The following is a 20,949-nucleotide window of genomic DNA, read 5'->3' as shown; positions in this document are numbered from 1 at the left end:
ACATAATTAACATCAATTTCACTATGGTTAAAGTTCGACATATTAGGGTTCAATTGCTACCATCGCAAATAAAACCTAGCCCTGTAAATCTCTGAAATCCCTGTAAATCGCGCTTTAAATCAAGATACCATAACTTTAGTTCAATAAAATTGACAAATCAATATCATAAGTATTTAAGTCAGTTAATTTAATAGCTATTGGCTTAGTTAGATAATACCTAAGCGGTTAAATATTTATAAAAATATGTTTTATTTAGCTTGGCTATACAGGCGATATAAAAAATAACCCAGGTTCAAGATAAAAAACTCAATCATAATGGTGTATCATCTGCCTACTTCTGCTTATAACATTAAACCAATACTAGTGAATTCATGAATTATATTCCTTTAGATGACCTTAAAAATGCTTGGATTTTTAGACATAAAAGCCTGCCGATCAATGATAAAGATAAAACAAAAATAAAACCTATGGTTCAAGCACGAGCACAAGTTGTTTGGGATACCTTTATTAGTCGACAAGTCGACCATCCTGATTTTTTCAAAAAGGGTGATTGGCCATTTGAAGAAACAACTTGGCAGAAAACATTGGCATGGGAAAGTATTTGGGATAGTGAACAAGCAGAATTGCCTGCAGAAGTTGTTGCTCATTTAGCGTGGGACAATAATACCGTGGTTTATTTTTGTAGTGCAAAAAACAATGTTATTGAAACAACTTGGGCTGTTTTCCAGCGTTGTTGGAAGAACTTTCTTTTTATGGATGATGGACCACTTCTTATCGGCAAAAAGCGTAAAGAAGCGGTGCAATTTTTATCTAATGGTCAATGTAAGCTTGGTTTAAAAAAGTAAAGACAGATACAGCCAATTAAATTTAGGCTTAGCGCTTAACATGTTCAAGTTCGTTAATATCGTCTTCACCTGACAATAGCACAGCAAACCAACGACCTTCTTCTGCGTTCTCTAAGCCTATTTTAATGATCATGGTTAATGGCACCGAAAGTAACATCCCTACTGAGCCGAGTAACCATCCCCAAAAGATTAATGACAGAAAAATCACTAAGGTTGACAACCCTAAGCCTTTTCCTAAATAACGAGGTTCAACAATATTTCCCATCACCATATTAATAGTGATATAGCCTAAACCGATAAGACCGGCCTCAGGCAAACTCAATTGTAATACGGCCAGTGACATCGCCGGAACCGCTGCGATAATAGAGCCAATATTAGGAATATAATTAAGCAGAAAAGCAAGCACACCCCAAAGCAAGTAAAAGTCTAAACCAAACGCCCAGAGCATTATTGACACTATAATACCGGTAGCAATACTCACTAAGGTTTTAATCGCTAAATAGTTATTTACCGAGGTAAGAAAACGGTCTATTTGCTTTAAGCGCATTTCGGGATCCGCTAAAGCAAAATGTAACTTTTTAGGTAAAGACGAGGCTTCAAAAAGCATAAATATAACCGTGATGATAATAAGAAATAAATTGGCCATCACACTGCCTAATCCGCTAAGCATATCGGCTGCTAAGCCCATGGCTGCAGCGGGGTCAAAATATTCCATTAATAACGCTGACGATATAATAATATTTTTATCGGCTAACTGCTCAGTTATCCAAATAAACTGTACTCTTAATTGCTCGCGATATTCAGGTAATTTAAGGGATAGTTCGGTGAGTGATTTTCCAACTAACCCCGCAAGAGATAAAGCAACAATAACGAACAAGGCTATGACTAAAAGTACCGCTATTACTTTTGGTATTTTATAACGGCTAGCGCGGGCAATAAGCGGGTTACAAATAATAGCGATGAAAACAGAAAGTAAAAAAGGTACTAAAATATTAGCAGCCGTTTTTATCCCTGCAAAAACAATAAACAGTGCTGCGGTTACTACTAGCATTTTTACTGCACCGCCTGATTTTTCCATTAATCCCATAGTGTTAACTTTATCATTTAAAAAACCTTACTATACCCGAAACTTAAATCTAGTGTTAATAAACTTAAGTTTCGATTGTTAACAAGCAAGCGCGGTTTACATTGTTCGACGGATCAAGGTCAAACTTGACATATTCAATAATCGCCAACAACTTAGCATGCCCATGATACCAACAAATCCAGCGCCAGCAGCGATACCCACTAACCAGTAATTGAAATGAAAGCTCGCCGACATTTCAAAGACTTGCGTTTGCAAGAAAAACACCGCTATTTCCATCGCAATACTCGCCATTAACCCCGCAACAGCGCCAAGTGCAACAAACTCAAACAATACGCTATTTCGCAGTAGTGAACCTTTCGCGCCTAAGGTACGCAATATCGCTAACTCTCGCTCACGCTCTTCCATACTTGCTTGCACTTGTGCAACCAACACTAAACTACCCGCTAAAATAACTAACACTAAAATAAGTTCAATCGCGATTGAAACTTGCTCTATCATGCTGGTCAGTTGTTTCATAATTGCACCAAAATCCATAATTGAGATGGTAGGATATTGGCTTAAAAAGCGATAAACTTCATTTTTTTGTTGATCTGATATCATCCACGCCGAAATAGAAGTGGACTCTATATCGATAACGGCAGCTTCATTGAAAATCATAATAAAATTTAACTGTCGACTCTTCCAGTTAACGTCGCGAATACTAGTAACCGGCACAGTGAATTCGTCAGTACCAATAGTAAAAGTGAGCTCATCGCCAAGTTTAACATCTAAACGTTCAGCCATACCTTTTTCCATAGAGACTTGTGGTAAAGTATCCTCTATTTGCCACCATTGCCCTTCGATAACTTCATTGGTCAAAGGTAATTGCTCTTGCCATGTTAAGCTTAATTCACGGCCAGCACCTTTTCGCTCTTTTGGCTTTTCTTTATCCTCTACCTTGGGTTTGTCTGTGTCGGTCGTTGCTGAATCTTTATTCTCATCCTCGTCAATTTTGACTGTTTTTTCACCATTAATCGCTGATAAACGTCCTCGAAAAATAGGATAAAACCCCTGATTATCGAGATTGAGCTGCTCGGTAAAAGCTTGCAGTGGTGCAACTTCTTCATTGGCAATATTAAGTAAATAATGATTAGGCGTGTTTTCCGGGAACTGTGCTTGCCACTCATCAATAATTGAACTTTTCATTACCGTTATTAGTAGTAATAACTGAATAGCGATAGTAAAACTGACTAATTGCACACTATTTTCATTGGCGCGGCGCTTTAAGTTTGCTAAAGCCAGATGCCAAGCTTTACCGGCTTTAGCACCAGCACTTCGCCCTGCCCCCATGATTAATCGCCCTAAAAGCAATAAAACACCAGAAACTAATATACCACCTAACAACAATGACAAACTCATAACGAGATCGTGACTAAATAACATCAGTAGCGCAAAGAGTGCCAGTAGTGGGATCACTTGATGCCAACCAAACCTTGGTAATTCATTTTTGCTAAAACCGCGAATAACATCGAGTGGTTTCGTTGAAATTAATTCAGTAATAGGATGAATGGCAAAGGCAACCGCACAAAGCACTCCCGTTATCACAGCAGTGATAAATGGTTTAAACGTTAGTTGGCTTTCATCTAATGACAAGTAGCTTTCTATAGCACTCACACCGGCGAGCATCAGCATATAACCAACAACAAGCCCTACTATGATACTTATTAAGCTAAGTAAGCCCCAGTGCAGCATATACAATTTTTTTACATGAGACGTTGAAGCGCCTAACGCTTTAAATACTGCAACCATAGGTTGATGACGTTGCCCATACCGTCGACTGGCAACCGCAACAGCAACAGCAGCAAGCACAATACCTAACATACTGGCTAACGATAAAAACTTCTCTGAGCTGTCTAAGACCTTTGATAGACGGTTTTTTGCTGATTTAGCATCGTACCAATTTTGAGTTTCATTGAGTTGTGGCTTTATCCAGGTTTCAAATGTTTCAATATCGTCACGCTCCCCCGCAAACATATATTGATAATAAACGCGACTGCCGGGCTTTATCAACTGGGTTTTCTCAATATCTTTAATATTAAGAAATATAGTGGGTCCGGCAACAAACATACGGTATGAACGGTCAGGAATTTCTACAATAACACCGGCAACAGTCAGCGGGAGAACCCCGACCTCTATTGTGCCACCGATTTTAACATCAAGACGGCTAAGAATACTTTCTTCTACATAAGCCGTTCCTTGTTGTGGCGCGCCAACCGAGCTGGGTATTTCTTGATCTAGCGACGTTTTAACAAGAAGCTCGCCGCGCAAAGGATATTTTTCTGAAACAACATCAAGTTCAGATAACAGCATGTTATCACCTGAAAAAACCATAGAATCGAGTAATATTTTCGAGGCGACATTGAGCGATAAACTATCACTTTTATCAAGGTATTCGGTCGGTATTACTCGGTTAGAGCCCAGCACCCGATCGGCTGCTATGGTGTTAGCGCTGTTGGTGATGATAGCTTGCTTAATTTGCTCTGAAAAACCCGTTAATGAAAATACTGTGCCGACTGCGAGAACAATCGCTAAAAATATAATGGTTAAGTCACCGCGGCGAAACTCATGATGTAACAGTCGTAATGATTGTTTAACCCAAGTCTTTGATGGTTTTACCCTTAATTCAGTCATCGTTAACCTACTTTCATATGAGCAGGAAGTTCATCTTGATTGGCGTTGTTGAGATTAACCTCTTGTAAAACGCCGCTGTCCATTTCAACTTGACGTTGACAGCGCTGGGCTAATTTTGGATCGTGAGTAACCAATATTAAGGTGGTGCCATGTTTTTCATTTAATTGAAAAAGTAAATCGGCGATATGAACGCCTGTTTTGGTATCTAAATTGCCCGTAGGTTCATCGGCGAATAATACGTCGGGCTTGGTAATAAAAGCGCGAGCAATAGCGACCCGTTGTTGTTCACCACCCGATAATTGTGACGGATAGTGTTCAGCACGTTCACCAAGGCCTACAGCATCAAGTAACGCCAGTCCTTGTTGTTTTGCATCAGGTAAATTTGCTAATTCAGCCGGCAACATAACATTTTCAAGTGCAGTTAAACTGCTAATTAATAAAAATTGCTGGAAGATAAATCCAACGTGATCTGCTCGTACTTGACTACGTTGCTCTTCATTAAACTGGTGCAATGGGTGGTTTTTAAGATAAACTTCACCTGACGTAGGTAAATCTAAGCCCGCTAAAATAGCTAACAAGGTTGTTTTTCCTGAGCCTGATGAACCTACTATTGCTAATGTTTCACCTGTATTGACCGTTAGGTGAACAGGTTGAAGTAGATCAAGAGTTTTCTCTTCTAACTGCACAGACTTAGTTAACGCACTTACTTTTAATATGGCTTCGGAATTTGACTTCATGAATAAACATCCCATTTATATTTTGTTTTTAAGCTTAATAGCTTTAATTTCTATATCTTTTTCGACATTGGCTAACCCTTCAGCCAAGCATTCTATTTTACTACTAGGTGATAGTGTTAGTGCAAGCTATGGAATGAAAGAAAACCAAGGCTGGGTTCACCTGCTAAATACACAATTAACTACGCAAAAAAGTCCTTATAAGATCACTAATGCTAGCATTAGTGGTGAGACTACAACAGGCGGTTTATCAAGGTTACCTGGGATATTAGCCAAAGAAAAAGTTGACCATTTAGTGATAGAACTTGGTGGCAATGATGGTCTTAGAGGCTACTCACCAAAGAAAATTAAAAATAATTTGTTACAAATGATAAAGCTCGCTCAAGATAAAAACATTCCAGTGTCACTCTATCAAATCAAAATCACCCCAAATTATGGGCCTCGTTATAATAAAATGTTTGAACAAGTATTTATTGATGTTGCCGCTGAAACTAACATTAACTTGTTACCTTTTTTTGTTGAGCCATTAGTCACCGACGCCAGTTTAATGCAAAAAGATGGCATTCATCCCAATGTTAAAGCTCAGCCAATTATTGCTGAATTTGTTGCTAGTCAGTTTACAGAAATCATGGAAGAATAATATGGATTTTATTTGGATTCTATTTGCCTTTGGTTGTGGGATGGCAGCAAAGTCATTTTCATTACCACCATCAATTGGTTATCTCTTTGCAGGGTTTTTACTAAATTTTCTCGGTTTTCAAGCCGACGACAGTATCAATACATTAGCAAACCTAGGCATCACCTTAATGTTATTTACTATTGGTTTAAAACTCAATGTTAAAGACTTATTAAAAAAAGAAGTCTGGTTAGGTAGTTTGTCTCATAGTGTCACTTGGGTGTTAATCGGTGCTTTGCTGCTAAAATTACTTGCCCTTGCTGCTATTAGTTACTTTGCTGACTTGTCTTTTTACACCTTAGGGTTAATTATTTTTGCCTTGAGCTTTAGTAGTACGGTTTGTGTCGTTAAGCTGATGGAAGATCACGGCGAAATGCGCACGCGCCACGGTAAATTAGCCGTGGGAATTTTAGTGATACAAGATATTGTCGCGGTAATATTTTTAGTGGTGGCGACCGGTAAGTCTCCAACATTATGGGCTTTACTGTTGTTGAGTGCCTTTTTTATAAAGCCGTTAATCAATAAACTTATTGACCAAGTAGGTCACGGTGAACTTATTCCGCTAACCGGATTTTTCTTAGCCTTTGGTGCCTATGAACTTTTCGAGTTAGTGAGCATTAAAGGTGATTTGGGCGCCCTGCTCGTCGGGATGTATTTGGCTTCGCACAGTAAAGCCAGTGAAATTAATAAATCATTGATGGGCTTTAAAGATCTCTTTTTAATTGGTTTTTTCTTATCTATTGGCTTTACTGCATTACCCACAGTAGAAATGCTTGCGATGGCAGGCCTACTAACTTTACTTATCCCTGTAAAATTTTTCTTATTCTTTTTCTTATTCACACAATTTAAATTACGTGGCAGAACCTCTTATTTAACGGCACTAGCATTAAGCAATTTTAGTGAGTTTGGTTTGATCATCGCTTCGCTATCAACAAAAAATGGCTGGTTAACAAATGATTGGTTGGTCATTTTGTCCTTGGCCGTTTCCTTATCGTTTATTATTACTAATATCACTTATAACTTTGCTCATCGGATTTTCACCCGACATAAATTGTTTATTTGTAAATACGAAAGAAAAAGTAAACTCAGTGAAGATAACTTTATACAACCTTGTGATGCACCGATTGTTGTAATTGGTATGGGTCGCGTTGGTATGGGCGCTTATAAAGCTTTAGACAGCCAGGCTACGGGTCAAGTATGGGGATTAGATGCCGACCAAGGTAAGATCGCTTGGTTGAATGATAATGACGTGCAAGCATTTTGTGGTGACGCGGAAAATATTGATTTTTGGGAAAATATAGAAATAGAGAAACTAGAGTTAATCTTGCTCGCCCTGCCAAAAATTCAAGATATTAAAAATATAACCTTACAATTAAGACATGCAAATTATCAAGGTCAAATAGCGGCTATTGCTCGGTTTGATGATGAGCGCCAAGAAATTGAAACCTTTGGCGTAGATAAAGTGTTTAACTTCTATACTGAGGCTGGCGTTGGTTTTGCTGAGGAAAGCTTAGCGATGATCAAACCGAATAAACAGTAATATAACGACTTGAACCAGTAGTCTGGCCACTAAAGATTGATTGCTAATAAGTAACAGATCATCCTGTTACTTTGCTTTTACTATCGCCTTTAGGCTGCTCAGTAAACTCATAAGACTGTCAGATGGTGAACCCAGCGACTAAAGATCACTGGGTTTGATCGACGATGTTCGATAAAATAGTGGTACCACGACGTAAAAGCTAAAGCATCTTAGCAGACAAACTCGAAAAAGGTGATCCTAAGTCACTTTGTATGATACAAGCTTAGCAATGTAACACAGGATTGCTTAAATGCTTAAAATAGACTTAAGGTAATATTCTTATTGAAACATCAAATTTCAGGCATAAAAAAACCGACAATAAGTCGGTTTTTTTATATCACTTATAGCACTGACTCTTTAGTAACTCGTTACATAAAAAATAAGTGGCATCCCTAAGGGGATTCGAACCCCTGTTACCGCCGTGAAAGGGCGGTGTCCTAGGCCTCTAGACGATAGGGACACTAAAACTATTGAGTAAGTAAACATTGAATAAACAAGGTTTAGCTACTTAGAAAAGCATCAAACAAGATTTTCATCTCGCTTTTATGATTGAAACGTTCTTCAATCAAAGGAAACAACAAGACCTAGTTTGTTATACCCTTTTTACCTATTTATTAACTTCCAATAAAGGAAATAAAAAATAAGTGGCATCCCTAAGGGGATTCGAACCCCTGTTACCGCCGTGAAAGGGCGGTGTCCTAGGCCTCTAGACGATAGGGACACTAAAACTATTGAGTAAGTGAACATTGAATAAACAAGGTTCAACTACTTAGAAAAGCATCAAACAAGATTTTCATCTCGCTTTTATGATTGAAACGTTCTTCAATCAAAGGAAACAACAAGACCTAGTTTGTTATACCCTTTTTACCTATTTATTAACTTCCGATAAAGGAAACAAAAAATAAGTGGCATCCCTAAGGGGATTCGAACCCCTGTTACCGCCGTGAAAGGGCGGTGTCCTAGGCCTCTAGACGATAGGGACACTAAAACTATTGAGTAACTGAATATTGAATAAACAATTTTCAATTACTTAGAAAAGCATCGGACAAGATTTACATCTTGTTTTTATCATTGAAAACATTCTTCAATCAAAGGAAATAACAAGACCTAGTTTGTTATACCCTGTTTACTTATTTAATTACGGCCAATATGGCGATAAAAAAATAAGTGGCATCCCTAAGGGGATTCGAACCCCTGTTACCGCCGTGAAAGGGCGGTGTCCTAGGCCTCTAGACGATAGGGACACAAATACTATCGTGAAAAGTAAACTTTTCTATTTTAAGTGATAAAAAACACTTAAAACCAATATTATTTAAATAAAGATTAACTTAATTAAATAACTTAAAACTTGGTGGAGCTATGCGGGATCGAACCGCAGACCTCTTCGCTGCCAGCGAAGCGCTCTCCCAGCTGAGCTATAGCCCCGCTACAAATTAATAACATGGCCTAATATGCTATAAATTCATTGCCTAACAAATGATTAATCACTCGTTGAAAGCGAGGCGCATTCTAAGCACCCGTCCTAAAACTGTCAACTATTATTTTAGATAAAAAGGTGTTTTTTGCAAAGTTTTTAGTTAAGTGTTTACTTAAACATCAACTTGACTATTTTTTGTTTAATCAGTGATTTATCAATATCAACTTTTCGAAAGCGCTTTTATTTATCTGCAATTAAGCGATGTCACTAATGTTAAACGATTATTTATCTACAAGGTGCTATTTTTTCCCTAATTTCAAAAAATACATCTAGGCAAGCTCAATGAAATAAGGGTTTATAGTTTCTTTATGACAAAATTGGGGTTAAAGTTGTACTAAGATATAATAATAAGAATTTTTCATGCAGCTAGAAAAGCTAAATGTTGTCGCTATTGGTGGCGGACACGGTTTAGGTCGTGTGTTATCTACTCTCTCTTTTTTAAAAAAGCAGTTAACGGGTATAGTAACCACAACCGATAATGGAGGCTCTACTGGCCGTTTACGCAGGCGCAGTAGTTCTATTGCTTGGGGTGATTTACGTAATTGCTTAACATTGCTTGTTGATGAGGACTCTGTTGGCAGCCAGTTATTTGACTTTAGATTTGATGGGCAAGATGAACTCGGTGGTCACAATCTAGGTAATCTTATTTTATATGCCTTGGGGAAATTGCAATCTCGGCCACTTGATTCGATAAAGCTTGTAAGACGTTTATTAGGGGTTAGAACGCCTTTATATCCGATGTCAGAGACACCAACCGATCTAATGGCCTTCTACCCTAAGGGACGTTGTAAAATAGGTGAACTCTCGGTTGATAAAATGCCGATAATGCCAGAAAAATTATTATTGGCCCCGTTGGTTAAAACCTTGCCTTTGTGCATTGAGTCAATAAGGTCTGCTGATTTGATTATTTTAGGCCCTGGGAGCTTTCTTACCAGCGTTATTCCACCCTTGTTAGTGCGAGATATTACTAAAGCGATTCAGGCAAGCTCAGCTCATTGTGTGTTTATTGAGAACTTAGCTCCAGAAGACAGTCCTGCCGCAGCACTATCATTAGATGAGAAACTTAATTGGATCAAAGAAAATATTGGCTGCTTACCTATTGATAGTGTTATTTGTCAAAATGAAACGGTTACATCTACTATTTTGCCCGTTATTCATTGCGATCTTTCTAATGGTTCAGACAGTCATAACCATGATAAAGAGAAACTGTTACAGGCATTAAAACTTTGCATAAGTGGTATTGATAAACAAAATAGTATTTCTGCCTAGTTTCTAGACTGCTGATAAAAAGCCGTAAAATGATCGTTCATTTTACGGCTTTTTAGTTTTTAGTTTTTAGTTTTTAGAAGCTTCGTCTTGACTAATACGGCTAGCAACAGCACCTGTTTGATTTTTATATTTTGCATCTTCACGTTTATTATAAGGACGTGCAGCGCTTGAAGACATAGTTTCAAAGTTTAGTGCCGCTATCTTCATTTTAGGGCGAAGTGCCAAGGGAAGCTTACCACTATTATAAAACTCTAAAACAATCTGCCCAGACCAACCAGGATCGATGCGATGTGCGGTAACATGGACCATTAAGCCCAAGCGCGCTAATGATGAACGACCATCCAACCAACCAACGATATTATCAGGTAGAGTGACCGACTCATAGGTAACCGCTAGCGCTAATTCACCTGGATGTAAAAAGAAAGCCTCGCCATCAGCGATAACAATTTCATCACTCATCACTGAGTCCATCGCTTTTTGCATTTCAGCTTTGGGACCACTTAAGTCGATATAAGGTGCGGTATGATCTTGAAAAACGCGAAATTCGTTACCTAAACGAATATCAACACTTACCCCTGAAATCATACTGCTATCGGGTGCAGGGGTAATAATAATTTCACCTCTTTCAAGCGATGTTTCTATGTCTTTGTCGGACAATCTCATGTTAGTTCTTCTTACGTTATTACTTTAAGGTTAGGGAATTAGCTATAAAGGCTAATCTTCAATCAATAGTTTTGCGGTATTTGGACTGCGTGAATCCAACTGCAGATATAACTGTGCAGCGATAGTTCGCGCTATCTTACGGTATTGCTCACTGATGTTACTAGTGTTATCTGTTAATAATGGCGAAACCCCTTGGTCTGCATCACGACGAATACTGACATCAAGCGGCAGTTGTCCTAAAAGTTGCGTATCATATTTATTGGCAACCCGTTGACCTCCACCTTCACCAAACAAGTGTGATTGATGACCACAATTTTCGCATTGGTGATAACTCATATTTTCAATAATACCGAGCACAGGTACTTTTACTTGTTCAAACATCGCAATACCCTTTATCGCATCAGCCAGTGCTATATCTTGTGGTGTGGTAATAACCACAGAAGCTGCCACGGGTACTTGTTGTGATAACGTTAATTGAATATCACCGGTGCCTGGGGGCATATCAACAATTAAATAATCTATACCTTGCCAATCAGTTTCGTTAAGTAATTGACTAAAAGCTCTGCTTGCCATTGGACCTCGCCAAACAGTTGCATCATCTTCATCGACTAAAAAACCCAGCGACATTGCGCTTAAACCATTAGCATTTATTGGCGTGAGTAACTTACCATCATCAGAGCTAGGCTTTGCTCCTTTTAAACCCAGTAATGTAGGAACTGATGGGCCATAAATGTCAGCGTCTAAAATGCCAACCGAGGCTCCTTCTGCGATTAACGCATAGGCAAGATTAACCGCTGTCGTCGACTTCCCTACTCCACCTTTTCCAGAGGCAATAGCAATAATATTCTTTATACCTAAGAGTTCATGGCGGCGAACCGGCTTAACATTGTACTTAACATCAAAACGAACGGTCTGCTTAACTTCTTTAGTAAGCATTTCAGTTAATAATTGTATTTCACTATTGCAAGGGAAAGGTAAAGACAATTTAATGACAATATCATTACCTTTTTCTAAGGTAATTTCAGGGTCAATATCAGGATATAAAATTCCTTGAGGAAAATTTTCACTTCGATAACGATTTAAGCTATCAACAAGCGTTTGTTTAGCGTCACTGGGGAGTGTTTTTGACGAAAATATCTTTGAGAACATTTTAAAAGGCACTTTATCGCGTTTAGGCAATAATTATTAATGAAAAGTAATTACAAATTCTGTACCATTCCCCTCATAATTACCACCAATAAATGTAAACTTTATATGTCGTTATCAGAGTCATCATCAACTGCTAAAAATAAACGTAAAATTCTTGTAACTTGTGCGCTGCCTTATGCCAATGGCTCTATTCATTTAGGTCATTTACTCGAACATATTCAGACCGATATTTGGGTGCGTTTTCAACGTATGCGCGGCCATGAAACTTATTTTGTTTGTGCTGATGATGCCCATGGCACGCCTATTATGCTTAAAGCGCATGAGTTAGGGGTAACACCTGAAGAAATGATCAATGGTGTCCGTGAAGAGCATATGAGCGACTTTGCAGACTTTCATATTAGTTTCGATAACTATCATTCAACGCATAGTCCAGAGAATGAAGCGTTTGCTCACGAAATTTATAATCGTTTGCATGCTAAAGGTCATATTAAAACTAGAGTCATCTCTCAACTATACGATCCAGAAAAAGGGATGTTCTTACCTGACCGCTTTGTAAAGGGCACTTGTCCTAAGTGTCAGGCAGCCGATCAAAACGGCGATAGCTGTGACGAGTGTGGCGCGACGTATTCGCCCACTGAAGTGCTAAACCCGCGTTCAGTTGTTTCTGGCGCAACACCAGTATTAAAAGATTCAGAGCACTACTTCTTTGACTTGCCTGCTTTTAGTGAGATGTTGCAAGATTGGACACGAAGTGGCGCATTGCAAGATGAAATGGCTAATAAGTTAGCTGAATGGTTTGAGTCTGGTTTACAACAATGGGATATTAGCCGCGACGCTCCTTATTTTGGCTTTGAAATACCCAATGCTCCGGGCAAATACTTTTATGTCTGGCTAGACGCTCCTATTGGTTACATGGGCAGTTTCAAAAACTTATGTGATAAAACCGGTATCGATTTTGATGCATTTTGGGCGCTTGACTCGGAAGCTGAGCTCTACCATTTTATTGGTAAAGACATTATATATTTTCATAGTTTATTCTGGCCAGCTATGCTCGAAGGTGCAGGTTTTAGAAAACCAACGGCAGTGCATGCTCATGGTTTTGTTACTGTTAATGGCGCAAAAATGTCTAAGTCTAAAGGTACCTTTATTAAAGGTCGTACTTATTTAGATCATTTAAACCCTGAATATTTACGTTATTACTATGCCGCTAAATTAACCCATAAAATTGATGATTTAGACTTAAATCTTGAAGATTTTGCGCAACGAGTCAATTCAGACTTAGTGGGTAAAGTGGTTAATATTGCCTCACGTTGTGCCAGTTTTATCACTAAACGCTTTGACGGTATGTTGTCAGAAAACATCGACAACCCAGCTCTCGCTGAAGAGGTCATGGCGGCAGGTGACTCTATTGCCGCTCACTATGAAGCGCGTGATTTTGCCCGTGGTATGCGTGAAATAATGGCATTGGCCGACAAAGTTAACGAATATATAGCCGTAAAAGAACCATGGCAGTTAGTGAAAGATGAAACTAAGCAGCAAGAAGTGCAAGACATCTGTTCGCTAGGTATCAATATGTTTCGTACCTTAATGATTTATTTAAAGCCGGTATTACCCGTATTAGCCGATAGCACAGCAACGTTTTTAAATGATGAATTAACCTGGGAAGGACATAAGAAATTATTGACGAGCCACAAGATCAATAAATTTAAAGCCTTACTACAGCGTGTCGACATGGATAAAGTTAACGCAATGACAGATGCATCGAAAGACAATTTACTTGTTAAAGATGACGCTGAAAAACCGGTAAAAAAAGCGAAAAAAGAAAAAATCGTCGATAATAGTGCGGCTCTTAATGACCCATTAGGGTGTGATCCTATTAGCGAAGAAATTCAATTTGACGATTTTGCTAAAATTGATTTGCGTATAGTAAAAATCATTAATGCCGAGCATGTAGAAAAAGCTGATAAACTGTTACGTTTGACCCTTGCTCTTGATTCAAAAGAAGAAGGTGGTGAAACACGCCAAGTGTTTGCCGGTATTAAGTCAGCGTATCAACCAGAAGATTTAATTGGTAAACATACCGTGATGGTTGCTAATTTGGCGCCAAGAAAAATGCGTTTTGGTATGTCTGAAGGCATGGTGCTTGCGGCAGGCCCTGGTGGTAAAGATTTATGGATATTAAATCCTGACGACGGCGCACAACCGGGTATGCGGGTGAAATAACAACCCTCAGTCAGCTGTTAATACCAAAGAAATAAAAGCAGTGAACGTTCACTGCTTTTTTGTATTATAATTTTCAAATAGTTCGTTACAATCATTATGGCAAAATACTTATGAGTACAATATTTTAATGTTGTTTGTTAAACCACCGTTATTAGTACAAATTATCTTAGCGATGTTTCTTGGGTTGTTGATGGGGTATTACTTTTCAACCGAATATTCAGTGATTGATAACACCGCCAATGCTTTTGTTACTGCCCTGCAAATGACCGTACTGCCTTATATTGTGCTGTCACTGGTTGTTGGTATAGGTGGGCTTACCCCGAGTAAAGCCAAAAAGGTCTCTAAACAAAGTTTATTGATTATCTTAATGATGATAGCGGTCGTACTATTTTTTATTTTTAGCACCCCTTTGTCCTTTCCTCAATGGCAACATGCCGAGTTTTATTCTAATAACACCATACAATCTGTGCCAGAATTTAGCTTGGTTGACTTATTTATCTCGGCAAACCCTTTTAATGCCTTAGCAAATACTTTAATCCCTGCGGTAGTCTTTTTTAGTATCTGCATGGGGCTTGGTTTAATGAAGATTAAATCTAAAAGACAAACCTTGTTAATGCTTTCAAACTTACAACAAGCAACCGCAAACATTAATGGTTTTATTATGAAATTTGCCCCCTTGGGTATATTTTGTATCGGTTGGCGTGCCGCTGTTACTCTTGATGCAAGCCAACTCGATGGTTTAGTTGTTTACATGCTTAGTGCAATAGTTTTGGTAACTCTGCTTTGTTTTGTGGTATTCCCCGCCATTGTTGCAACGGTCACCCCTTTTGGTTATCGAGAAATAGTTAGTGTGTCTCGCGAGCCAATGATCACTGCTTTCGCTACGGGCAGCTTCTTTTCAGTATTGCCCGTGATTGTTGAAAACACTAAAAAATTACTTAAGCAAAAATATCCTCAAGATAGCGATCTTGAAAAAATATCAGAGATTATTGTGCCAATATCTTTTAGTTTACCCGTAGGTGGTAAGCTACTTGCTTTACTTTTTGTGCTCTTTGCCGCTTGGTTCTCTGGTGCCCATATTTCTTTTACTGATCATATCAATCTAGTCGTTGCTGGCTTGCCACAGTTATTTGGTAGCACAACATTAGCGATGCAAAATTTACTAGAATTGTTTAATGTTTCCGGTGCTATGTTCGACTTTTATTTAGTGGCAGAGAACCTTATTGGCGCTCGGTTAAGTGCTATTTTTTCAGTGGTATTTTCTAGCTGTTTACCGCTATTAATTGCCACGGCAATGTTAAAGCGCTTTACTATAAAATGGCGTGTACTGCTGCGTAACTTAGCGATAATTCCGCTTGTTTCTGTATTGGCATTTATCTCCTTACGTTTCAGTTTTGACACTATAAGTCACCAGTATCAAGGCTATACCAAATTTATAGAGCGAGACTTTTTGTTCACTGGTGTTGAAAGCAACTACCTCGAAAACAGCCCTGCGAATGTTGTTACCAAACCTACATTTTCTCCTGTGCTAAAACGAATTCAACAACGTGGTTTTATTAGGGTTGGCTATTTCAGAGATGACTTACCTTACGCCTTTCATAACAATAACGGTAAGTTGGTCGGTTTTGATATTGAAATAATGAATCAACTCGCCATTGACCTCAACGTAAATGTTGAATTTGTAAAAATATTTCATCATCAAGCAGAAGCACTCTTACAATCAGGCTATTTGGATATCACGACAGGTATTCCAGTTATCCCAGATAATATGACTAAATTCACCCTTACGGTGCCTTATTCTCAGCAATCACTAGCCTTTATTGTAAAAGATGAAAGACGTGTAGAGTTTAAGCAATGGTCTAAAATTATTGAAAATAAAGCGCTGATTATCGGTATACCTGAAACTTTCTTTTACCAAACAGCTGTTGAACGCAACTTTATTCATAATAAGGCCTGGAAAATATCAACACCCAGATTATTCTTTAAAGAAAAGCACCAACATTTTGATGGTATGCTATTTGGTGCTGCAGCAGCTTCTGCCTGGACATTATTATATCCTGAGTACACAGTTATTGTGCCTAAACCTGTCTTAGCACCTATATCTATGGCATTCCCGATTAATCATAACGATCAAGCTTTTGAACTGTTTATGCGTAATTGGATAAATATGAAACAACAAAGTAACGTTATTGATAAATTATTTAATTATTGGATCAGTAATAAAGCCCCTGTTAAAGCAAATATAAGTAAGTAACCTAGTGATAAAAATGAAGACAATAAGTAAAACCAACAATAAATTAATACTAATGCTGACTTTAATCGGATTATCAGCATGCTCATCTCAATATACTGTTTCAACAAATTTGGACAAAGAAAATTTTCAAACATACTTTAGCCATGCACAGGTAAAAGTTTTTCAAGATGAAAGTGAATTTCCTGGCCGCTACAAACTTATTGGCTTAGTTGAGGGTGAAGATTGCCAGGCAAAAAGTCATCATGCCTTACCAGATAAAATAGCGGCAAGAACTGAAGCACGTAGACAAGCAGCTCAACAACAAGCGAATGCGATAATTTTTAGTGGTTGTGCGTTGATTGATGACGACCAAGCAAATAAGCAATGTATTGCAACGCTTGTCTGCTATGGTATGTCTTATCAAGTTGAACCGCTTAAAAAGATTAACTAATGACTGTATCACCTGAAAACCAGGTAACCTTCAACTATATTGGTCGCGTTAATTCTCCCTACAAAGAAAAATTCGCTATTCCTCGTCAACCGGGTCTAGTGAGTGCAGCACAAGGCTCAATTTTATTACTTGATGATGCCAATAACCAAGAGTTGCTTCGTGGCATTGAGCAATTTAGTCACCTGTGGGTATTGTTTATATTTCATGGGACGCAGCGCCAAGGTTGGAAACCGCTCGTGAGACCACCTCGCTTGGGAGGAAATAAAAAACTGGGGGTATTAGCCACTCGTTCTACATTCAGACCTAATCCGATTGGTATGTCGGTAGTAAAGTTAGAGGGTATTACGCAAAACAACAAACAAACTGTTATTAATATTTCTGGACTAGACCTGCTTGATCAAACGCCCGTTGTTGATATTAAACCTTATATTCCCTACTCTGATAGTATTGATGGTGCACAAGCCGGCTTTGCACAACAACCCTTGCACGCAGTAACCACCAAGTTTTCTCAGCAAGCACAAGATGATATGCAAAAGTATCAACGAGAGTATCCAGAGCTAGCACTTTTTATTGAACAAGTCTTAGCGCAGGACCCTAGGCCCGCTTATAAAAAGCGACAAGGCGATGATAAAATCTATGGCATGAAACTCTACAATTTAAATATATGCTGGCAAGCAAATTTAAATAATGAGATGTATGTGCTTTCAATAAATAAAGTTGATGATTAACTTTAAAACACACTCAGTATCTCAATATAAAAAAGGTCAGCAGAGCTGACCTTTAACATTCAAAATAAATGACCACTTTAACTAAAAAAATTTAGTGGTGATGACCGCCAGCGCCATGTGCGTGACCATGTTCAATTTCTTCATCTGTAGCAGCACGTACATCAATGACGTCTAAGTCAAAGGTTAATACCATACCAGCAAGGGGTGGGTTAATATCAACAGTGACCATAAACTTACCCGCTTTAACAATAGTCACTTGACGTTGACCTTGCTCGGTTTCAACAGAAGCTGTCATGCCAGCTTGCCATTTAGTGGTCCCTTGACCGTCTTGTAGATGTTTTGCTGGAACACGTTGGATCATATCTTCTTTACGCTCACCGTAAGTATCTTCTGGTTGTAGCGTGACTGAAAATTTGTTGCCTACTTCTTTACCCACTAAGGCATTTTCAACACCGACTAACATATTTTTATAGCCATGAAGATAGGCTAAAGGATCACCCGCGTATGATGATTCAATTTCATTGCCAGCTTCATCTTTTAAGGTGTAGTGAAATTGAACAACGGTTTTATCTGCAATTTTCATTTTAAATCCAATTTAATTAATACAATAATAATTTTCTGCGAGTGTAGCAAAAACAGACGCTAGCCACTATGCCCAAAGTAATAAAATAACCACACTAACAATAATTAATAACATACCTAGGTATTCAATTCGACTAATACGTTCCTTAAAAATTCGGTAAGTTAATAATAAAGTAATAAAAAACTCTACTTGTCCTAGTGCCTTCACATGAGCTGCATTTTGAAAGCTAGCGGCAGTAAACCAACCAATTGAACCAATAACGCTGGTTATGCCAACAAATAAACACATACGCCAATGTTTAGCCATTAAGGTAAGTTGCTTTCTATCTTTTAAACTAAGATAAATAATTGATATGACGGACTGTACACCAACCATAAACAACAAAGTAACAGCGGCACTAACCATTAAATCTGTGTTTAGGGCCAAGCTTGATTCTCTAATTAATAAGGTCGTAATGGCTAAGGCTAAGCCTGAAGATAAGCCAAAACCAGCGCCAGGGTTTTTAAATATATCAGTAACCGTAAATTTTACTTTTGAGACAATTAACACGCCTATCACACCAATAAAAACAGATAACCACGCTAGCAATGATAAAGAAACTGAAAAGAACAAGGCTCCCACGACAGCAACTTGAATAGCTTCAGTTTTAGCTAAACTTGTCGCTACCGCAAAATTACGATATTTAAAGGCCGCAACCAAACAAAAAGTCCCAATAATCTGCATCAGACAAGCGATAAGCGCGTACATAAGAAAATGACTGTTAAGCACAGGTAAAGTCACTGCTCGCTGTTCGGTAATAAAGAGCAAATATATAAAAGCAAAAGGCAGCGCATAGATATAGCGCACACCTGTCGTCGCCATGGCACTTAAATGTCCCGATAGCTTCTTTTGTCCAGCGGTGCGAATAGCCTGCATAACAGCGGCAAGTAAAGTGAAATAAACCCAGAGGTCTAAAGAAAAGAAAGAAAAGTCCAAAATCAATCCTAATGATGAAAACGACCAGCAAAATAATGTTAGGCAAAGGCAATAAAAAGCCTTTTATGCTTTATGTTACTAATTAATATTGATAATGTTTAAATTTGAAATTCAAAGTAACCTTAAAACTATGACAGAACAGCTACCGATCGCTATTATGCCGGGTAACGATTTAATAGAACAGTTTACTCAGATAAAGTCAGTGTGTAATAAGCTTGAAGCACAATTTAATTTTCAAACATTGACCGCAAATTGGTATGGTGATGAAAAAAATATTTTATTAATCAATCTCTATCTAGAAACTCAGCAATTTGTTGATGAAGAGATAACTAAAGATCATCAGGGAGAGATTAGCTATTTTGCTGATGATGTTTTCAGTGTTTACCAAAAAGAACATCAGCAGGTAAAATGTTTTATTGCGATAACGCCAGCTGAGTTAACTCTGTTAGCGCAAGAGAAAAAATTATTACCTCGCTATATTCAAGTAAAACTGCACAAGGTACTGAATTTAATTGCCAATAAGTTAACGCTACCCCATATATAAACAAGTGTAAGAAATAGCGTTAAACCATTGAACTCGTCAGTTAAAGGCTATTCACTATGTCTTTAACCAATTCAGGACCTTGGTATATAAAGCCAGTATAAACTTGTACTAATTTAGCACCCGCCGCTATTTTCTCTTGTGCATCACGGCCACTCGAAATACCGCCAACACCGATTATAGGTAATTTATTATCTAGGGCTATTGCCAATAAACGAATAACCTCGGTACTTTTGTCTTTTACTGGCTCACCACTGAGACCACCCTGCTCTTCTCCATGCTCTAAGCCAACCACACCTTCACGTGAAAGTGTGGTGTTAGTGGCAATAACGCCATCAATATTATTGCTGATCAAACATTGGGCAATCGATTCAATCTCTTCTTTGCTTAAATCTGGTGCTATTTTTACGGCTAACGGTACATATTTACTATGCAGTTCGGTCAGTACTTTTTGTTCCGCTTTAAGCGCGGCTAATAGCTCATTTAATGCATCACCATATTGTAATGAACGTAAACCTGGCGTATTAGGTGATGAGATATTTATGGTGATGTAGGTTGCGTAGTTATAAACTTTACGCATACAAATAAGATAATCGTCTTTAGCTTGATCATCTGGGGTATCTTTATTTTTACCAATATTAATACCCAGCACGCCTTTAAAATTTGCTTTACGTACTTGATCAATTAAATAATCAACGCCTTTGTTATTAAAGCCCATGCGGTTTATAACTGCATTTGCTGTCGGTAAACGGAAAATACGCGGTTTTGGGTTACCCGGTTGTGGCTTAGGTGTCACAGTTCCTATCTCAACAAAGCCAAATCCCATGGCATCAAACGCGTTAATGCATTCGCCATTTTTGTCTAATCCAGCCGCTAACCCAACCGGATTAGGAAAGGTAATACCCATGGCTTCGACTGGTTTATCAGTAATGTTTTGTTTATAAAGTAAATTTAATGGTGTTGAACCCGAGGCTTTAAAGCCTTTTATTGTCAGCTCATGAATAGCTTCAGGATCAAACTTGAATAATACTTTACGAATTGCGGAATAAAACATATTGCCTCTGGA

General features: G+C 38.3%; 17 protein-coding genes and 5 tRNA genes. 9 read left to right on the top strand and 13 right to left on the bottom strand.

Features of this window, described 5'->3' with window-relative positions:
- The first annotated feature begins 371 nt into the window (after positions 1–371).
- Entirely contained in the window at positions 372–845 is a 474-nt protein-coding gene (locus tag H4J62_RS05290; RefSeq protein ID WP_182214246.1) for a DUF2947 domain-containing protein, read from the top strand.
- A gap of 28 nt (positions 846–873) precedes the next feature.
- Here H4J62_RS05290 and H4J62_RS05285 read toward each other — a convergent pair whose 3' ends face one another.
- From H4J62_RS05285 to H4J62_RS05275, 3 genes are all read right to left on the bottom strand, one after another.
- The gene (locus H4J62_RS05285; protein ID WP_070377248.1) at positions 874–1,923 is read right to left on the bottom strand and encodes an AI-2E family transporter; all 1,050 of its coding nucleotides are present in this window, start codon (positions 1,921–1,923) and stop codon (positions 874–876) included.
- Positions 1,924–2,028: 105 nt separating this feature from the next.
- Positions 2,029–4,602 (bottom strand): ABC transporter permease, encoded by a 2,574-nt coding sequence (locus H4J62_RS05280; protein ID WP_182214244.1) that lies wholly within the window; start codon positions 4,600–4,602, stop codon positions 2,029–2,031.
- Positions 4,603–4,604: 2 nt separating this feature from the next.
- Positions 4,605–5,339, bottom strand: a complete 735-nt coding sequence (locus H4J62_RS05275) for an ABC transporter ATP-binding protein (protein ID WP_182214243.1) — start codon at positions 5,337–5,339, stop codon at positions 4,605–4,607.
- Between H4J62_RS05275 and H4J62_RS05270 the strand changes: the two genes are divergently transcribed.
- Together H4J62_RS05270 and H4J62_RS05265 are read left to right on the top strand one after the other, a co-directional pair.
- On the top strand, positions 5,338–5,976 hold the full coding sequence (locus H4J62_RS05270) for an arylesterase (RefSeq protein ID WP_182214241.1): 639 nt from the start codon (positions 5,338–5,340) through the stop codon (positions 5,974–5,976). The genes H4J62_RS05275 and H4J62_RS05270 overlap by 2 nt on opposite strands.
- Before the next feature lies 1 nt (position 5,977).
- Positions 5,978–7,552 carry a cation:proton antiporter family protein gene (locus tag H4J62_RS05265; RefSeq protein WP_182214239.1) on the top strand — a complete coding sequence of 525 codons (1,575 nt, stop codon included), beginning with the start codon at positions 5,978–5,980 and terminating at the stop codon, positions 7,550–7,552.
- Between the two features lie 423 nt (positions 7,553–7,975).
- Here the strand turns inward: H4J62_RS05265 and H4J62_RS05260 are convergent.
- The 5 genes from H4J62_RS05260 to H4J62_RS05240 form a co-directional block, all read right to left on the bottom strand.
- Positions 7,976–8,051 (bottom strand) — tRNA-Glu (locus H4J62_RS05260).
- Positions 8,052–8,236: 185 nt separating this feature from the next.
- Positions 8,237–8,312 (bottom strand) — tRNA-Glu (locus H4J62_RS05255).
- A gap of 185 nt (positions 8,313–8,497) precedes the next feature.
- A tRNA-Glu gene (locus H4J62_RS05250) sits at positions 8,498–8,573 on the bottom strand.
- Between the two features lie 186 nt (positions 8,574–8,759).
- A tRNA-Glu gene (locus tag H4J62_RS05245) sits at positions 8,760–8,835 on the bottom strand.
- Between the two features lie 105 nt (positions 8,836–8,940).
- A tRNA-Ala gene (locus H4J62_RS05240) sits at positions 8,941–9,016 on the bottom strand.
- A gap of 412 nt (positions 9,017–9,428) precedes the next feature.
- Between H4J62_RS05240 and yvcK the strand changes: the two genes are divergently transcribed.
- Positions 9,429–10,337: a uridine diphosphate-N-acetylglucosamine-binding protein YvcK gene (gene yvcK / locus H4J62_RS05235; RefSeq protein ID WP_182214237.1), complete on the top strand. Its 909-nt coding sequence runs from the start codon at positions 9,429–9,431 to the stop codon at positions 10,335–10,337.
- Positions 10,338–10,403: 66 nt separating this feature from the next.
- On the opposite strand, the gene dcd is transcribed toward yvcK, so the two are convergent.
- Both dcd and apbC read right to left on the bottom strand, forming a co-directional pair.
- The gene (gene dcd, locus H4J62_RS05230; RefSeq protein WP_070376602.1) at positions 10,404–11,000 is read right to left on the bottom strand and encodes a dCTP deaminase; all 597 of its coding nucleotides are present in this window, start codon (positions 10,998–11,000) and stop codon (positions 10,404–10,406) included.
- Positions 11,001–11,051: 51 nt separating this feature from the next.
- Positions 11,052–12,149 (bottom strand): iron-sulfur cluster carrier protein ApbC, encoded by a 1,098-nt coding sequence (apbC, locus tag H4J62_RS05225; RefSeq protein WP_182214235.1) that lies wholly within the window; start codon positions 12,147–12,149, stop codon positions 11,052–11,054.
- A 105-nt stretch (positions 12,150–12,254) separates the two neighbouring features.
- On the opposite strand from apbC, the gene metG reads away from it, so the two are divergent.
- The 4 genes from metG to tsaA all read left to right on the top strand — a co-directional run bounded on the left by metG (position 12,255) and on the right by tsaA (position 17,784).
- The gene (gene metG, locus H4J62_RS05220) at positions 12,255–14,372 is read left to right on the top strand and encodes a methionine--tRNA ligase (protein WP_182214233.1); all 2,118 of its coding nucleotides are present in this window, start codon (positions 12,255–12,257) and stop codon (positions 14,370–14,372) included.
- A gap of 127 nt (positions 14,373–14,499) precedes the next feature.
- Entirely contained in the window at positions 14,500–16,626 is a 2,127-nt protein-coding gene (locus H4J62_RS05215) for a cation:dicarboxylate symporter family transporter (protein WP_182214231.1), read from the top strand.
- A 13-nt stretch (positions 16,627–16,639) separates the two neighbouring features.
- Positions 16,640–17,056 carry an Rcs stress response system protein RcsF gene (gene rcsF, locus H4J62_RS05210; protein ID WP_182214230.1) on the top strand — a complete coding sequence of 139 codons (417 nt, stop codon included), beginning with the start codon at positions 16,640–16,642 and terminating at the stop codon, positions 17,054–17,056.
- A complete protein-coding gene (tsaA, locus tag H4J62_RS05205) occupies positions 17,056–17,784 on the top strand; it encodes a tRNA (N6-threonylcarbamoyladenosine(37)-N6)-methyltransferase TrmO (RefSeq protein ID WP_182214228.1) in 729 nt (242 codons plus the stop codon). The genes rcsF and tsaA overlap by 1 nt, the downstream gene beginning before the upstream one ends.
- Positions 17,785–17,875: 91 nt before the next feature.
- Here tsaA and H4J62_RS05200 read toward each other — a convergent pair whose 3' ends face one another.
- Together H4J62_RS05200 and H4J62_RS05195 are read right to left on the bottom strand one after the other, a co-directional pair.
- Positions 17,876–18,367: a peptidylprolyl isomerase gene (locus tag H4J62_RS05200; RefSeq protein WP_182170177.1), complete on the bottom strand. Its 492-nt coding sequence runs from the start codon at positions 18,365–18,367 to the stop codon at positions 17,876–17,878.
- A gap of 66 nt (positions 18,368–18,433) precedes the next feature.
- Positions 18,434–19,342: a DMT family transporter gene (locus H4J62_RS05195; RefSeq protein WP_259364617.1), complete on the bottom strand. Its 909-nt coding sequence runs from the start codon at positions 19,340–19,342 to the stop codon at positions 18,434–18,436.
- A 130-nt stretch (positions 19,343–19,472) separates the two neighbouring features.
- On the opposite strand from H4J62_RS05195, the gene H4J62_RS05190 reads away from it, so the two are divergent.
- Positions 19,473–19,886, top strand: coding sequence for a hypothetical protein (locus H4J62_RS05190; protein ID WP_182214227.1), 414 nt, complete (start codon positions 19,473–19,475; stop codon positions 19,884–19,886).
- A gap of 40 nt (positions 19,887–19,926) precedes the next feature.
- Here the strand turns inward: H4J62_RS05190 and pyrD are convergent, their stop codons facing one another.
- On the bottom strand, positions 19,927–20,937 hold the full coding sequence (gene pyrD / locus H4J62_RS05185; protein WP_182214225.1) for a quinone-dependent dihydroorotate dehydrogenase: 1,011 nt from the start codon (positions 20,935–20,937) through the stop codon (positions 19,927–19,929).
- Positions 20,938–20,949: the final 12 nt, after the last annotated feature.

This window comes from Colwellia sp. BRX8-5 (assembly GCF_014077325.1).
Lineage (GTDB): Bacteria > Pseudomonadota > Gammaproteobacteria > Enterobacterales > Alteromonadaceae > Colwellia_A.
Note: the sequence above shows the minus strand (reverse complement) of the source record. Positions and strands in the feature narration are given on the sequence as shown.

Excerpts from the sequence above, each read along its gene's own strand:
- H4J62_RS05290 (WP_182214246.1), top strand. The coding sequence starts at position 372 with ATGAATTATATTCCTTTAGATGACCTTAAAAATGCTTGGATTTTTAGA.
- H4J62_RS05285 (WP_070377248.1), bottom strand. The coding sequence starts at position 1,923 with ATGGAAAAATCAGGCGGTGCAGTAAAAATGCTAGTAGTAACCGCAGCA.
- H4J62_RS05280 (WP_182214244.1), bottom strand. The coding sequence starts at position 4,602 with ATGACTGAATTAAGGGTAAAACCATCAAAGACTTGGGTTAAACAATCA.
- H4J62_RS05270 (WP_182214241.1), top strand. The coding sequence starts at position 5,338 with ATGAATAAACATCCCATTTATATTTTGTTTTTAAGCTTAATAGCTTTA.
- H4J62_RS05275 (WP_182214243.1), bottom strand. The coding sequence starts at position 5,339 with ATGAAGTCAAATTCCGAAGCCATATTAAAAGTAAGTGCGTTAACTAAG.
- H4J62_RS05265 (WP_182214239.1), top strand. The coding sequence starts at position 5,978 with ATGGATTTTATTTGGATTCTATTTGCCTTTGGTTGTGGGATGGCAGCA.
- yvcK (WP_182214237.1), top strand. The coding sequence starts at position 9,429 with ATGCAGCTAGAAAAGCTAAATGTTGTCGCTATTGGTGGCGGACACGGT.
- dcd (WP_070376602.1), bottom strand. The coding sequence starts at position 11,000 with ATGAGATTGTCCGACAAAGACATAGAAACATCGCTTGAAAGAGGTGAA.
- apbC (WP_182214235.1), bottom strand. The coding sequence starts at position 12,149 with ATGTTCTCAAAGATATTTTCGTCAAAAACACTCCCCAGTGACGCTAAA.
- metG (WP_182214233.1), top strand. The coding sequence starts at position 12,255 with ATGTCGTTATCAGAGTCATCATCAACTGCTAAAAATAAACGTAAAATT.
- H4J62_RS05215 (WP_182214231.1), top strand. The coding sequence starts at position 14,500 with ATGTTGTTTGTTAAACCACCGTTATTAGTACAAATTATCTTAGCGATG.
- rcsF (WP_182214230.1), top strand. The coding sequence starts at position 16,640 with ATGAAGACAATAAGTAAAACCAACAATAAATTAATACTAATGCTGACT.
- tsaA (WP_182214228.1), top strand. The coding sequence starts at position 17,056 with ATGACTGTATCACCTGAAAACCAGGTAACCTTCAACTATATTGGTCGC.
- H4J62_RS05200 (WP_182170177.1), bottom strand. The coding sequence starts at position 18,367 with ATGAAAATTGCAGATAAAACCGTTGTTCAATTTCACTACACCTTAAAA.
- H4J62_RS05190 (WP_182214227.1), top strand. The coding sequence starts at position 19,473 with ATGACAGAACAGCTACCGATCGCTATTATGCCGGGTAACGATTTAATA.
- pyrD (WP_182214225.1), bottom strand. The coding sequence starts at position 20,937 with ATGTTTTATTCCGCAATTCGTAAAGTATTATTCAAGTTTGATCCTGAA.